General features: G+C 30.4%; 15 protein-coding genes. 12 read left to right on the top strand and 3 right to left on the bottom strand.

Features of this window, described 5'->3' with window-relative positions:
- Positions 1-11: 11 nt before the first annotated feature.
- The 5 genes from CJ192_RS06470 (at position 12) to CJ192_RS06450 (ending at position 4,892) form a co-directional block, all read left to right on the top strand.
- Positions 12-203, top strand: coding sequence for a hypothetical protein (locus CJ192_RS06470; protein WP_102198204.1), 192 nt, complete (start codon positions 12-14; stop codon positions 201-203).
- A 184-nt stretch (positions 204-387) separates the two neighbouring features.
- A complete protein-coding gene (locus CJ192_RS06465) occupies positions 388-729 on the top strand; it encodes a DUF6110 family protein (RefSeq protein WP_102198203.1) in 342 nt (113 codons plus the stop codon).
- A gap of 1 nt (position 730) precedes the next feature.
- The gene (locus tag CJ192_RS06460; protein WP_102198202.1) at positions 731-2,803 is read left to right on the top strand and encodes a heavy metal translocating P-type ATPase; all 2,073 of its coding nucleotides are present in this window, start codon (positions 731-733) and stop codon (positions 2,801-2,803) included.
- Between the two features lie 192 nt (positions 2,804-2,995).
- On the top strand, positions 2,996-4,006 hold the full coding sequence (locus tag CJ192_RS06455) for a threonine aldolase family protein (protein ID WP_102198201.1): 1,011 nt from the start codon (positions 2,996-2,998) through the stop codon (positions 4,004-4,006).
- Positions 4,007-4,010: 4 nt separating this feature from the next.
- Positions 4,011-4,892: a radical SAM protein gene (locus CJ192_RS06450; RefSeq protein WP_102198200.1), complete on the top strand. Its 882-nt coding sequence runs from the start codon at positions 4,011-4,013 to the stop codon at positions 4,890-4,892.
- On the opposite strand, the gene CJ192_RS06445 is transcribed toward CJ192_RS06450, so the two are convergent.
- Together CJ192_RS06445 and CJ192_RS06440 are read right to left on the bottom strand one after the other, a co-directional pair.
- Complete coding sequence (locus CJ192_RS06445) at positions 4,889-5,467, bottom strand: AAA family ATPase (RefSeq protein WP_102198199.1); 579 nt, start codon at positions 5,465-5,467, stop codon at positions 4,889-4,891. The two genes, CJ192_RS06450 and CJ192_RS06445, sit on opposite strands and share 4 nt — an antisense overlap.
- On the bottom strand, positions 5,464-6,144 hold the full coding sequence (locus CJ192_RS06440; protein WP_102198198.1) for a hypothetical protein: 681 nt from the start codon (positions 6,142-6,144) through the stop codon (positions 5,464-5,466). The genes CJ192_RS06445 and CJ192_RS06440 overlap by 4 nt, the downstream gene beginning before the upstream one ends.
- A gap of 303 nt (positions 6,145-6,447) precedes the next feature.
- Here CJ192_RS06440 and gltX point away from each other — a divergent pair, with 303 nt between their 5' ends.
- The 7 genes from gltX to CJ192_RS06410 all read left to right on the top strand — a co-directional run bounded on the left by gltX (position 6,448) and on the right by CJ192_RS06410 (position 12,443).
- A complete protein-coding gene (gltX, locus tag CJ192_RS06435) occupies positions 6,448-7,929 on the top strand; it encodes a glutamate--tRNA ligase (RefSeq protein ID WP_102198197.1) in 1,482 nt (493 codons plus the stop codon).
- A 1-nt stretch (position 7,930) separates the two neighbouring features.
- Positions 7,931-9,349: a cysteine--tRNA ligase gene (gene cysS, locus CJ192_RS06430; protein ID WP_102198196.1), complete on the top strand. Its 1,419-nt coding sequence runs from the start codon at positions 7,931-7,933 to the stop codon at positions 9,347-9,349.
- On the top strand, positions 9,349-10,062 hold the full coding sequence (gene rlmB, locus CJ192_RS06425) for a 23S rRNA (guanosine(2251)-2'-O)-methyltransferase RlmB (protein WP_102198195.1): 714 nt from the start codon (positions 9,349-9,351) through the stop codon (positions 10,060-10,062). The genes cysS and rlmB overlap by 1 nt, the downstream gene beginning before the upstream one ends.
- Positions 10,049-10,573 carry an NYN domain-containing protein gene (locus CJ192_RS06420; RefSeq protein WP_102198194.1) on the top strand — a complete coding sequence of 175 codons (525 nt, stop codon included), beginning with the start codon at positions 10,049-10,051 and terminating at the stop codon, positions 10,571-10,573. Before rlmB ends, CJ192_RS06420 begins: the two co-directional genes overlap by 14 nt.
- Positions 10,574-10,664: 91 nt before the next feature.
- Positions 10,665-11,666: a sigma-70 family RNA polymerase sigma factor gene (locus tag CJ192_RS06415; RefSeq protein ID WP_102198193.1), complete on the top strand. Its 1,002-nt coding sequence runs from the start codon at positions 10,665-10,667 to the stop codon at positions 11,664-11,666.
- 396 nt (positions 11,667-12,062) lie between these two features.
- The gene (locus CJ192_RS09315; RefSeq protein ID WP_180960894.1) at positions 12,063-12,239 is read left to right on the top strand and encodes a hypothetical protein; all 177 of its coding nucleotides are present in this window, start codon (positions 12,063-12,065) and stop codon (positions 12,237-12,239) included.
- A 3-nt stretch (positions 12,240-12,242) separates the two neighbouring features.
- Positions 12,243-12,443 (top strand): hypothetical protein, encoded by a 201-nt coding sequence (locus CJ192_RS06410; RefSeq protein WP_037376590.1) that lies wholly within the window; start codon positions 12,243-12,245, stop codon positions 12,441-12,443.
- A 48-nt stretch (positions 12,444-12,491) separates the two neighbouring features.
- Here CJ192_RS06410 and CJ192_RS06405 read toward each other — a convergent pair whose 3' ends face one another.
- A complete protein-coding gene (locus CJ192_RS06405) occupies positions 12,492-13,514 on the bottom strand; it encodes a PTS sugar transporter subunit IIC (RefSeq protein ID WP_102198192.1) in 1,023 nt (340 codons plus the stop codon).
- Positions 13,515-13,786: the final 272 nt, after the last annotated feature.

The raw sequence follows: 13,786 nt of genomic DNA, 5'->3' as shown, positions 1-13,786 counted from the left end.
GGGATGATTTTATGAACTTACAATCATGGATATTTTTGCTAGTAATATTGGGCATTTGCTCTTATATTGTCTATACAAGATTTATAAAAGAAGGATCAAATTTTGGATGCAAGGATTGTGCACAAAAAAGTTCTTGTTCATCAGATACTTGCCATAGCAAAAAAGAAAAAACAAAAAAGAAATCATGCCCATATTGTGACTGATTGTTTTTTAAAAGGAGGACTTTTGCAAAGTTTTTAAATTTGCGAAGGTCTTCTTTTTAGAATATAAAATTTTAGATTTTATATTTTTAGCTATTTGTAACTATCAAAAATTTAGCTTTTAAAATATAAAAAAATTTGCTAGAATAGAACTGATATAATTATTTTAAAATCATAGGAGGAAGAGATGATTAAGTTAAACAAAAAAATATTAAGTGCAGGAGCAGGAGTATTAGCAGGAGCAATTGGTGGAAAAATTCTTACATCAAAATTTGCAAAAAAAGCTGCAGTAGCTACAGTTCAACAAGGACTAAAGGCTAAGGGAGCAGTTGATAAAACTGTAGAAAATATTAAGCTTACAACTGATGATATTGTTGCAGAAGCTAAGGTTAAAAATGAAATTGAAGAAAGACTTGAAGCTGAAGCGAAGACAAATCTTGATATTGAAAATGTAGCTAAAAAAGAAGCTGAAGAAAAAGTAAAAGAAGAAGTAAAGGAAGAGTTAAAAGAAGAAGCTAAAGAGGATTAGGATGAGAGCGTCTATAAAGGCTAGAACCCTTGGTAGGTCTAGGTTTTTGTTTGAAGACCATCTTAAAGATTCTAACGTTAATAAATTAAAGTACAAAATTGAAAAATTAAAAGGTGTAAAGTTTTGCCAAATTTCTCCTATTTCAAAATCTATTATAATAAATTATGATGAAGATTATATTGGAGAAATAGCAAGATTTATTCTTGACTTTGATCTAAAATCTTTGGATGATTTTGAGATTGATGATGCTGACTTTATCCCACAAGTTGATAAGTCAATTTTTCATATACTAAGAAATGCAGCATACAAGAGGATAATTTTTGGAAAAATTATGCCAATGCCACTTAGGCCATTTTTTACAATTTTAAGGGCTTATCCTTTTGTAAAAGAAGGGTTAAAATCTTTAAAAAATAGAAAAATGGATGTGGCTCTTTTGGATGCAAGTGCAATTTCAGTTTCAATTGTAACTGGTCAATTTGCAGATGCTGCAAGTATTATGGCCCTTTTATCTTTGGGAGAAGAGCTTGAAGATTATACTTTGAAAAAATCAAGGTTAAATTTAAAATCTTCCCTAGCCCTAAATATTGATCAAGTTTTGGTAAAAGATGGGGACAAAAAGGTCTTTAAACACCTAAAAGAAGTTGAAATTGGTGATTTGATTTATGTTTCTATGGGAACAACAATTCCTGTTGATGGAGAAGTTGTTGAAGGTTTTGGTATGGTTAATGAATCTTCATTTACAGGAGAAGCCAAGGCTGTAGAAAAAAATGAAAAATCCTCTGTTTTTGCAGGAACTGTCCTTGAAGAGGGAGACCTTCTTGTAAGAAGTAAGAAAAAATATGATGATTCTAGATTAAACCATATTATAAAATTGATTGAAGATAGCGAGAAAAATAAATCCTTGGCACAAATAAAGGCAGAATCTATGGCAGATTCTTTGGTAAAATATTCCTTTATTGGGGCAGGTTTAACATATTTATTGACCCGTAACTTTATAAAAGCAAAATCATTTTTGATGGTTGATTATTCTTGTGCCTTAAAACTTACAATTCCAATAGCTTATATGAAGGCTATAAGCCAAGCAGGAGATGAAAATATCCTTGTAAAGGGTGGAAAATATTTTGAAAGTATAGCAAAGGCAGATACCATTATTTTTGATAAAACTGGAACTTTGACCAAGTCAGAACCTGAAGTTAAAAGAGTAATTTCTTTTGATATTGATGAAGATGAGGCCTTAAGAATTGCTGCTTGTCTTGAAGAACATTTCCCACATTCTATAGCAAGAGCAGTTGTAAAAAAAGCAAAAGAGAAAAATCTTCACCACGAAGAAATGCACTCTAAGCCAGAATATGTAATGGCTCATGGAATAAAATCTACAATTGATGGAAAACCAGCCTTAATTGGAAGTGAACATTTTATTTTGGAAGATGAGAAAATAAAAATAAGCCCTGACCAAGGGGATTTGATTAATTCTTTAAAAGAAGAATATTCACTTTTATTTATGGCATTTGATAATAAATTGTTGGCAGTCTTATGTATTGATGATCCAATTAGAAAAGATGCAAAAGAAACTGTTTCAAATCTTAGAAAATTAGGATTTACTCATATTGCAATGCTAACAGGAGATAATGAAAATTCAGCAAGGGCTGTAAGCAAGAAACTTGACCTAGACTTTTACAAATCCCAAGTTCTTCCAGAAGATAAGGAAGAATATATCAAAAAAATGAAAGATATGGGAAGAAAAGTAATTATGATAGGAGATGGAGTAAATGATTCAATTGCCCTATCCCAAGCTGATGTAGGAATTTCAATGTCAAAAGGAGCAGACCTTGCAAAAGAAATTTCTGATGTTTCCATAAAAACTGATTCATTAAAAGAATTAGTTGACCTTGTAAAACTTTCAAAAAGTGTAGATAGAAGAGTTAGAAAGGATTATGAAAGAATAATAGCTTTCAATACCCTATTAATCGGACTAGGCTTGGGTTCATTTATAACAAATACCCAATCAGCCCTCTTGCACAATATATCTACAGTTGCAATAGCAAGCAATAATATGAAAAAATACAAATTTTAAAACCAAAGTTTAATACTTTGGTTTTTTCTTTGGGAAAATTTAATTTATTGATTAGATAAATTAATTAAATGCAATATTCTAAATAAAATTATTTTATTATCCCCTTATCATTATTAAAAATTTAAAGAATGGAAAAAACTTATGAAAAATGTATGGTAGAAATAAGCAAATCGTTTTTTATAAGGAGAAGATATGTTTAATTTTAGAAATGACTATTCTGATATTTGTTATCCAGAAATTTTAGATTATATAAAAGAAAATCTTGACCAAATAAATCCAGGATACGGGGTTGATGATCACAGTAAAAATGCTGAAAAATTGATAAAAGAAAAATTAGAAGATGAAAATGTTGATATTTATTTTATCCACGGAGGCACAGGAGCAAATATTCTTGGAGCAAGTGTAGGAATGATGCCTCAAGAATCAATAATTGCTGCCACAAGTGGCCATATTGAAGACCAAGAAGCAGGAGCAATCGAGGCTTGTGGAATAAAAATTGAAACAATTCTAACAGATGACGGGAAGATTACAAAAAAATTATTGGAAGAAAAATATAAATCTTTTACCAACGAACACCACACAGTTCCAAGAAAAGTTTATATATCAAATACAACAGAAGTTGGAACTCTTTATAGTAAAAAAGATTTGGAAGACCTTTACGATTTTTGTAAAAAACACGATTTATATTTATTTATGGACGGTGCAAGACTAGCCCATGCAATTGCAAATGAAAAATCAGACTTAAAATTTAAAGATTTGACCAAGCTTTGCGATATATTTTATTTTGGAGGAACCAAAAATGGCCTTATGTTTGGGGAAGCCCTTGTAATTGTAAATGATAATTTGAAGAAAAATTTTAGAAATTTACAAAAACAAAAGGGGGCCATGCTTGCCAAAGGATTTGTAACAGGAATGATGTTTGAAAGACTCTTCCAAGATGATTTGTACATTAAAGGTGCAAAAAAAGCCTACAAAATGGCAAAAAAATTGGCTCAAGGATTTGAAGAAAAAGGCTACAAACTTGCCTATGAATTTGAATCGAATCAAGTTTTTGTAGAAATTTCAGATAAAGATATAAAAAAATGGGAAGAATTTGCCTATTTTGAAGTTGGAGAAAAAAGAGAAGACAAATTCGTAGCAAGATTTGTAACAACTTACAAAAGCCAAGAAAAAGAAATAGAAGAATTTTTAGAAAGGATTTAGTATTATGCATTACACAGGACAAGTTTATAGACCACCACTTGAGGCCTACACTCCACTTTTGGAAGTAACTTATGGATGTTCTCACAACAAGTGTGCCTTTTGTACCATGTACCATATGACAAATTTTGGGATTTCACCTTTAAAAGATATAGAAAGTGATATTTTGGAAATTTCCATGACCTATCCAAGGCCAATTGAAAGAATTTATTTATTAAATGGAGATCCTTTTGTTCTTTCGACAGAAAAATTGGTAGAAATTGCCGATTTAATCCACAAATATATACCAGAAGTAAAAACTATAACTTCCTACGCAAGTTTTTATAATTTGAAAAATAAAACCAAAGAAGATTTAAAACTCTTAAGAGAAAAAGGCTATAATGAACTTTGGTTTGGAGTAGAAACAGGGTATCAAAAAGTCCTAGACTGGCTTGATAAGGGGGCTGATCTTGACGATTATAAAGATGGTATAGAAAAAATGAAATATGCCAATATGACCTACAACGCCATAGTAATGCAAGGAGTTGCAGGAAATGGAAATTCAATAGAAAACGCAAGAGAAACGGCAAAATTTTTAAACCTCTATCCACCAATAGGAATTTTTATAATGAGTACAGACGTTCAAAGAGGTTCAAAATTATATAAAATGAGAGAAGAAGGAAATTTTAAAGAAACAAGTAACAGAGAAAACCTAGAAGAACAAATAGAATTATTAAAAAATCTAGATGTTCCGGGAAATGTCCTCTACTCATCAGGCCACATAGTAAATCTTGTAAAAGTAACATCTCACATGAGAAATAAAGAAAAAATGATAAAAAAATTAGAAGATTCACTAGAAAATCTAGACGAAAAAATCCTAGATTCAAAAAATAAGGGCAGGGCTATTTAGACTGTATGGTCTAATAGCCTTATTTTTTTCATATCTTTTTCTTCAAATAATCCCAAATCATAGTGGTTGGTTATTATTATTTTTTTGCCATTTTTGTTTAAATCTTTGATTAAATTTGCTATGTATTCTGCCTTTTCTTTATCAAGTTCATTAAAAGGTTCATCTAATAAGTATAATTTTTTATCAGTAAATAGAAGTAAAATCAAATATAAAAATTTAAATTCTCCACCTGATAGGTGGTAGAGGGTTTTATCGAAATTTTCATTAATAAAATTATTTATGTAAGAATTTTTTCTTATTTTTTCTAGAAGATTTTCATTATTTATTTGGTCAAAAAATTCCACAAAATCTTTCACCTTTATTCTTTCATAAAAAGAAAAATGTTGGCTTAGGTAAATTATGTCTTTTTTGTCTATATGAGGTTCTATCCTAACCTTATCATCAAAATAAAGGCTATCCAAAAAAAGAGTCTTTCCTGAACCATTTTTGTCGCAAATATAATTTATTTTATCTGAAAAATCTATCCTATTAATTTTAAAAATCAAAGTTTCTATATTAAAAACACTAAACATCATCTACGCTCCTTTGAAAATGGACTGAAATTTTTTATTGAATATAGGGATAAAACACTAGTTAGGACAAATATTAAAATATAAATTCCTATATAGGAAAAATTTTTATCTATTAGGGCATTTATCAATAAAAATATTTGATAAAAAGGATTTATAAGATTGATTTTTGAAGGGCTATTTAAAAGAAAAACTCCGACAAATACGCAAATATCGGTTATAGTTGAAATGGAGTTTACGTGGACATCTTTTAAAAGGGTTAGGTTATAAGATAAAAATCCTATATTTATCAAAAGAAAAACTAATATAATATCGTAGGAAAAAAGTTTTAAAAAACTTATTTTAAGAACAAAGCTTGCGCCGATGCAAAATATTAGGCTGCAAAGACTTGCATAAATAATTTGTGATAGGAGAAGAGCCCCAAAATATTTTGTTTTTTGATAATTTAAACCGAAAATAAATTTACACATACCACTTTCTCTTTGTCTTAGGGCCCTTAATCCCACCCCATAAATATAGGAGGTTACTACTATATAGGCACAATAGATTAAAGCTTCATTGATATCAATTTTTTTGTGAGAATTAATAAGCAAAAAAACTAGGGGAAGAATTATTGACCAAAATATAGAAATTTTGTCTTTAAAAATTATCTTGAAGTTGAATTTTATTAGCGATTTTAACATGATATTTTCCTTTATAGTTATTTTTGAATAAGCAGAAACACTTTCTCGTATTATAACATAAATATATTAGAGGAAAAAAATTAAAAATAAAAATTTAAAATATAAATCTTTGTAATTGATAATAAATCTTGAAAAAAAACATATTTTATGCTAAAATAAAAGCAGTATTTAGGAGGGAGTGAGTTTTGCACTCCCTTTCCTTTTCGTTATTTTTTTATAAATTTACGAAAAAATTGAAAAAATATGATTTTATAAATTAGTCAAGATATTATATAATAAAAGTAATATTTTTAAGGAGGATTTATGACAGAAACAAGAGTTAGATTTGCACCATCACCAACAGGTTACCTCCACATCGGTGGACTTAGAACAGCACTTTTTAATTACCTTTATGCAAGACATACTGGTGGAAAAATGCTTTTAAGAATTGAAGATACAGACAGAACCAGATTTGTTGAAGGAGCCTTGGAAAATTTATTGAAGACTTTAAAATGGTCAGGAATTGAAATTGACGAAGGCGTTATGCTTGATGAAAATGGTGAGGTTACTGAAAAAGGAGACTGCGGTCCTTATATCCAATCTGATAGGGTTAAGGCTGGAATTTATGATAAATATATTGAAAAATTAATCGAAGAAGGCAAGGCTTATTATTGCTTCTGCTCAAAGGAAAGACTAGATAATTTAAGAGCAAGACAAAAAGCTGATGGTCTTACACCAAAATACGATGGACTTTGCCGTTCACTAACATTAGAAGAGGCAAAAGAAAAAATTGCCAATGGTGAAAAATATACTGTAAGATTAAAACTTCCAAAAGATACAGATATTTCTTTTGAAGATAGGATTAAGGGAAAAATTACCTTTAATACAAATGATATGGACGACCAAGTTTTGATAAAAGAAGACGGATATCCAACTTATCATTTTGCAGTTATTGTTGATGACCATGAAATGGGAATCACCCACGTTGTAAGAGGGGACGAATGGATTTCTTCAACTCCAAAACACGTATTTTTATACCAAGCTTTTGGATGGGAAGCTCCAGAATACATCCACCTTCCTACAGTTTTAAATAAAGATCACAAAAAATATTCTAAGAGAAATGGAGATGGAATGGTTGAAGATTTCATCGAAAGAGGATATTTACCAGAAGGATTAATAAATTATTTGGCTCTATTGGGATGGTCACCTGATAGTGAAGAAGAAATTTTCACAATGAAAGAGCTTGCTGATCAATTTACTTTTGATAGGGTAAATAAAACCGGAGCAGTTTTTGATGTAAGAAAACTTGATTGGGTTAACGGTCATTATGTAAGAGAAATGAGCGTTGAAGATTTGGCAGCTGCAATTAAACCATATTGTATTGAAGCAGGATTTTTCGGGGAAGATTATCCAGAAGAAAAATTAAATCTACTTGCAGCTACTTGGCAATCAGCAATTGATAAATTCACTGACATCAAGGATGAAGCTTATGTTTATTATGTAGATGATAAAGATATGAAATGGACTGATGAAGCAGTTGAAGCTATAAAAACAGATGAGGCTAAAACTTTATTTGATGCCTTCATTAAAAAACTTGAAGAAGTTGATGAAGTTGACCTTGATTTTGCAAAAACCATAATGAAATCAATCCAAAAAGAAACAGGAATAAAAGGAAAGAACTTATGGTTCCCAGTTAGGGCAGGACTTACAGGAAATGTTCACGGACCAGAACTTGTAAATGCCTTTGTAATTATGGGCAAGGAAAAAATGATCGACAGATTAAACTACGTTAAGGAAAATTTTTAAGATGAAAATATATAATACATTCACAAGAAAAAAAGAAGATTTCAAAACAATCGATGAAAATAAGGTAAGAATGTATGTATGCGGCCCAACTGTTTATGATTATATGCACATAGGAAATGCTCGTCCTTTGGTAATTTTTGATACAATGAGAAGATATTTAAGATATCTTGGCAACGACGTAAAATACGTTGTTAATTTTACAGATGTTGACGATAAAATCATAAATAAGGCCATAAAAGAAAATATATCAACTAAGGAAGTTACAGATAAGTATATAAAAGCTTATATGGATGATGCAAAAGATTTAAATCTTGACGAAGAGCATACCATCCACCCAAAAGCTACAGAAACTATGGATGATATTATAGATTTTGTAAAAGAATTGGTGGATAAGGATTGTGCTTACGAATCTGATGGAGATGTTTATTTTGATATTTCAAAAGCAAAAGATTATGGCCATCTTTCAGGAAAAAAGATTGAAGATTTAAGAGAAGGCGCATCAAACAGATTAGATGATAAGGACAAGGGCAAAAAAAGAAATCCTATGGATTTTACCCTTTGGAAAAAAACAAAAAAAGAAGGGGAAATCTCTTGGGATTCTCCTTGGGACAAGGGTAGACCGGGCTGGCATATAGAATGTTCAACCATGAGCAAAAAATTATTGGGAGAGACAATCGACCTTCATGCTGGGGGAGAAGATTTACAATTTCCTCACCACGAAAATGAAATTGCCCAATCAGAAACAAGATCAGGCAAAAAATTTGCAAATTATTGGATGCACAACGGCATGATCCAAGTTGATGGAACCAAAATGAGCAAGTCTTTGGGAAATTTCTTTACCCTCCACGATATTAAAAAAGAATACGACCTAATGGTTGTAAGATTTTGGCTCCTATCTGCGGGATATAGACTTCCAATAAATTTCACAAGAGAAATAATAGAACAAGCCAAAAATTCCCTAGAAAGATTAAACAATGCCAAATTTAGGATGGATGATCTTTTAGAAAAAGCAAGTGGAAATTTAAAAGATGAAGAAAAAGACTTGGTAAAAGAGCTTGATAATTTTGAAAATAATTTTAGAAAAGTAATGGATGATGATTTAAACACTGCAGATGCCCTTACAGTATTATTTGAAATTTCAAAATTTGCCAATACCAAACTTGATGAAAATTCTTCAAAAGAATTTGTAGAAAAAACTAGAGCTTTATTTATAAAACTTGAAGATGTACTTGGTATAGAAAATAGGAAAAAAACAGACGATTCCCTTGATGAAGATTTGATAAATAAACTAATTGATGAGAGAAAAGAAGCTAAAAAGGCAAAAGACTTTGCAAAAGCTGACGAAATTCGTGACAAACTTTCTGATATGGGAATTATAATCAAAGATACCAGAGAAGGAACCAAGTGGGAGCTTAAATAATGGCAAGCATATATGGAAGAAAATCTGTACTTGAAACTATTGATGCAGGTGAAAATATAAAAAAAGCCCACATCCTTGATAACAAGGGTAAAAATCACAAGTTAATCGATAAGATTATAAATAAATTAGAAGATAAAAATGTGCCAATATTTTTTGAAGACAAGGATTATTTTTCAAAAATTTCTGGCAACCACCAAGGTGTTGAAATCGAGGTAGAAGATTACAAATACAAGGACCTTGATGATTTAAAAGATAAGAAAAGACTAATGATTTTAGATCAAATAGAAGATCCTCACAATCTTGGTGCAATAATTAGAAGTGCAGAGGCTTTTGGATTTGATGGAATAATTATTTCAGAAAGAAGGTCTGCCAAAGTAAATTCAACAGTATATAAGACAAGTGCAGGAGCAATCAACAACATAGATATAGCCATGGTTAAAAATATAAATAGGGCCATAAAAGAAATAAAAGAAGAAAATTTTTGGGTATATGGACTAGCAGGAGAGGCTGATGGAGATATTACCCAAACAGATCTTACAGGAAAAATCGCCCTAGTTGTTGGAAATGAAGGAAAGGGACTTTCAAGACTTGTAAGAGAAAATTGCGATGGACTAATAAAAATACCCATGCTTGGCAAAATAAATTCATTAAACGCATCGGTAGCAAGTGCAATCGCAATCTATGAAAGTCTAAGACAAAATGGCTTTAACTAAAAAAAATATAACCTATGTTGATGGCTATAACATAATAAACTCTTGGCCTGACTTAAATCATATAAAAGAAAATTCCCTAGAGCTTGCTCGTGAAAAATTAATAGACGAGATGGCAGAATATGCTTCCCTTTCAAATGAAAAAGTTGTAGTAGTTTTTGATGCCTATAATTCTGATGGTGAAAAAGAAAATATATTTGAAAAATTAGGAGTAGAGATTGTCTATACCAAAAAATTTCAAACAGCTGACACCTACATCGAAAAAATGACCAACCAACACGCACGTCGCCACAATGTAAAAGTTGTAACCGACGATGGGCAAGTCCAATCACTTGCCTTTGAAAGAGGAGCAAGTAGGATTACTGCCCTTGAGCTTAGGAATGATCTTTTAAACAAAAGGGTAAAAATAAAAAGAAGTCAAAAAAAAGACTTTTCAAATAATTTCAAGCAATTTCCCTTATCAGATCATATAATAAAAAAACTTGATGATATAAAAAAAGACTTGGAAAAATAAATGGTAAAGGTAGATAAATTCAATTTATAAAAATTCAAATCATTTTTATAAGAACTTGGCTGCTTAGGCAGACCAAATTTATGGTGGTTATATGGATAAAATAAATTTTAATGATGAAGAAATCTTTGAAAAATTTAAGGATTTCTTTGACGAAGAAGATATTGATCAAAAAGAGGCAGAAAAATTATATAAAAGCCTAGCAGAAGACGAAAAAGAAGAATTTGACCAATACTTAGAAGATGAACAATTAGAAGATGACGAAGAAGAAAATATACACAAAATAAAAAACTCCCTAGTGGCAAAAAAAAGAAGTGATATAATAAGGCTTTCCGACTTAACAAACGAGCAAATTGTAGAACAATTTCAAGAAGGAAACCAAAATGCCCTTGGAGCCTTGGTAGACAAAAACCAAGGACTTGTAAGAAGTAGGGCTTCATACTTTTATCGCTCACACGGAAACGACCTTGAACTAGAAGACTTGGTCCAATCAGGCATGCTTGGAATGATTAGAGCTGCCGAAAAATTTGATTTGACCTTAGGATACAAATTTACAACCTACGCCTATAAATGGATTGACAAGGCTATAAGAAAAGCAATCAACAAAGAAGGTCACACAATAAGAATACCAGCTGGAAAATATTTGAAATTAAACAAACTAAAACAAATATTAAAGGCAAATCCAGAAGCAAGCGAAGAAGAATTATACAAGATTTTAAAACAAGAAGGAATTGACAAAAAACAAGCTGATGATTTATTCCTAATAAACAGAAATCAAGTAAATTCTACAAGTCTAAATATAAATTTAGACTCAGAAGACTCAACAGGTGATGAGCTAATGGATATGGTAGGAGATGATTCAATCCCAGTAGACGATCAAATCCTAAAAAAAGATATGGAAGATTTCCTAATGAAGGCCCTAGACCAATTGTCAGATAGAGAAAAACAAATAATAATCTACAGGTATGGCCTAGATAACGAAAAACCAAAAACCCTAGAAGAAATAGGAACAATCTATTCCTTATCAAGAGAAAGAATCAGACAAATAGAAAACCAAGCCCTAGGAAAACTAAAACAATACAGTGATCAAGATTAGATAAATAGCTTAAAAACGTGCCGGTGGCACGTTTTTAATATTTATCCCGCGGAATAGAACGAAGAAGAAAAATTCTGCAAAATAAATCTTTATGCTAGTTTATTAAAAAACGAGTGATAAGTTAGCGTTAATTAGCTTAAAAATGTGCCCGTGGCACGTTTTTTATATTTATCCCGCGGAATAGAACGAAGAAGGAAAATTCTGCAAAATAAATCTTTATGCTAGTTTATTAAAAAACGAGTGATAAGTTAGCGTTAATTAGCTTAAAAACGTGCCAGTGTGCACGTTTTTTAATTTCACAAAAAATAATACTCCAAAAATCAAAAGTTTAATCAAGCTCATATCGGGTAAGCTCTTAATAAGAATGTTTATACAAAAAATGAAAGGAGATTATTCATGAAAAATCCTTTAAATGAAACTTTATCAGTAATGGGTTTGATTTTTCTTATAACTTTAATTTTAAATCTAATCTTAGATATTGAATTTTATAATACAAATGCAAGTATAACCTACCTTGCTTTTGCCCTTGTATATTTTTGCTTTAAAAAATTTGCAGGGAAAAATAAAAATTAGACTATGATAGATTTAGTTTTTATTATCTTAACTATATGTGCAGTTTTGTGTGCAATTTATCAGGCTAATAAAAATAAAAATAAGAACAAAAAAAGCCCAAAATATAAAATAGCAAAAGCACTTGCAAATATCTTAAATTTTGTGACATTTTTAGATTTATCTGATGTAAATAATTTGATAGGTGATATAGAAAATGACAAATAAAAATAGACTATGTATTAAATGCATAGTCTATTTTTTGCTTAAAATATCTTATTTAGAAAAATCCAACTTCATATCTCCATCTTTTATCCAGCCTATTTTTCTTACAAAATAATAAATTATCAAAGAAACTATGGCTGGAAGGATTATGTGCATTAAGATTACTACCGATAATAATTTAAAAAATGGGACAGTGCTCATTGCTGTGAAGGTTGAGATTTGTCCTACCAAACCGCATGTTCCCATTCCGGCTCCTATTGGAGAATTTTCTAGTTTAAAAATTATTGTTGAAAATGGTCCAAGTATTGCTGATGCAAGTGTTGGTGGGATTAATATTTTTGGATTTCTCATTATGTTTGGCATTTGCAACATGCTTGTTCCAAGTCCTTGGGCAATTAAGCCTTGGGTTTTGTTTTCTTTAAATGAAGTTACTGCAAAGCCAATCATTTGGCAACAACAACCAATTGTTGCAGCTCCTGCAGCAAGGCCTGAAAGGCTTATGGTCATACAAAGAGCAGCTGATGAAATTGGAAGTGTTAAAACTATTCCAACTATTACTGATACAATTATTCCCATGATAAAGGGTTTTTGTTTAGTTGCATCCATTATTATAATTCCGATTTTTGTCATGAGTGTTTGGATAAATGGGCCAACTAAATTTGCAATCATTACTCCAACTAAAACTGTAACAATTGGGGTCAAAACTATATCAATTTTTGTTTCTTTTGAAACTAATTTTGCAATTTCTACACAAAAAAGTGTTGCTATAAAAACTCCCATAGGTCCACCCAATTTGTTTGCGGCAAGCCCTACTATTGTTGATGAAAATAAAATTAATCTGTCAGCATTTAAGGCGTAGGCAATTGAAACTGCTATTGCAGGGCCGGTTGCTTCTTGGGCAAGGGGCCAGATAGTTTTAGATAAAAAGTCAATTCCAAAAGAGTTTCCAATTGTATTTAAGATTGTCCCTACCAAAAGTGTTGCGAAAAGCCCAAAGGCCATTGATCCTAAGGCATCAATAAAATAAACTTTTGCCGATAAGCTTATTCCTTTTCTTTTTAAAAATTTTTTCATTTTTCCCTCCTAAAATTCTTTAAATACAATTTTATATTATAAATAAAAATTTGTAAATATTCGCAAAATTTGTTTATTTTTTTATAAATATTTAGATAATTTGTATTTTATCAAACTATTATATAGGCGAACCATATTAAAATAATCGAAAAAATTAAGGATATAGTTTTTTTATTAAAAGAAAAAAATAGGGTATAAATATTAAGGAATAAAAATTTCATTATTATGTCTTTTTTATTGCTAGCAAAAAGTTTTTTAAGAAAGCTTTTTGT

This window comes from Anaerococcus hydrogenalis (assembly GCF_002871895.1).
Classification (GTDB): domain Bacteria; phylum Bacillota; class Clostridia; order Tissierellales; family Peptoniphilaceae; genus Anaerococcus; species Anaerococcus hydrogenalis.
The sequence above is the reverse complement of the archived record's forward strand: the minus strand, read 5'-3'. Positions and strand labels throughout refer to the sequence as shown.

Coding starts and splice junctions, on each gene's coding strand:
- gltX (WP_102198197.1), top strand. CDS start 6,448: ATGACAGAAACAAGAGTTAGATTTGCACCATCACCAACAGGTTACCTC.
- CJ192_RS06460 (WP_102198202.1), top strand. CDS start 731: ATGAGAGCGTCTATAAAGGCTAGAACCCTTGGTAGGTCTAGGTTTTTG.
- CJ192_RS06450 (WP_102198200.1), top strand. CDS start 4,011: ATGCATTACACAGGACAAGTTTATAGACCACCACTTGAGGCCTACACT.
- cysS (WP_102198196.1), top strand. CDS start 7,931: ATGAAAATATATAATACATTCACAAGAAAAAAAGAAGATTTCAAAACA.
- CJ192_RS06445 (WP_102198199.1), bottom strand. CDS start 5,467: ATGATGTTTAGTGTTTTTAATATAGAAACTTTGATTTTTAAAATTAAT.
- CJ192_RS06405 (WP_102198192.1), bottom strand. CDS start 13,514: ATGAAAAAATTTTTAAAAAGAAAAGGAATAAGCTTATCGGCAAAAGTT.
- rlmB (WP_102198195.1), top strand. CDS start 9,349: ATGGCAAGCATATATGGAAGAAAATCTGTACTTGAAACTATTGATGCA.
- CJ192_RS09315 (WP_180960894.1), top strand. CDS start 12,063: ATGAAAAATCCTTTAAATGAAACTTTATCAGTAATGGGTTTGATTTTT.
- CJ192_RS06410 (WP_037376590.1), top strand. CDS start 12,243: ATGATAGATTTAGTTTTTATTATCTTAACTATATGTGCAGTTTTGTGT.
- CJ192_RS06455 (WP_102198201.1), top strand. CDS start 2,996: ATGTTTAATTTTAGAAATGACTATTCTGATATTTGTTATCCAGAAATT.
- CJ192_RS06465 (WP_102198203.1), top strand. CDS start 388: ATGATTAAGTTAAACAAAAAAATATTAAGTGCAGGAGCAGGAGTATTA.
- CJ192_RS06415 (WP_102198193.1), top strand. CDS start 10,665: ATGGATAAAATAAATTTTAATGATGAAGAAATCTTTGAAAAATTTAAG.
- CJ192_RS06420 (WP_102198194.1), top strand. CDS start 10,049: ATGGCTTTAACTAAAAAAAATATAACCTATGTTGATGGCTATAACATA.
- CJ192_RS06470 (WP_102198204.1), top strand. CDS start 12: ATGAACTTACAATCATGGATATTTTTGCTAGTAATATTGGGCATTTGC.
- CJ192_RS06440 (WP_102198198.1), bottom strand. CDS start 6,144: ATGTTAAAATCGCTAATAAAATTCAACTTCAAGATAATTTTTAAAGAC.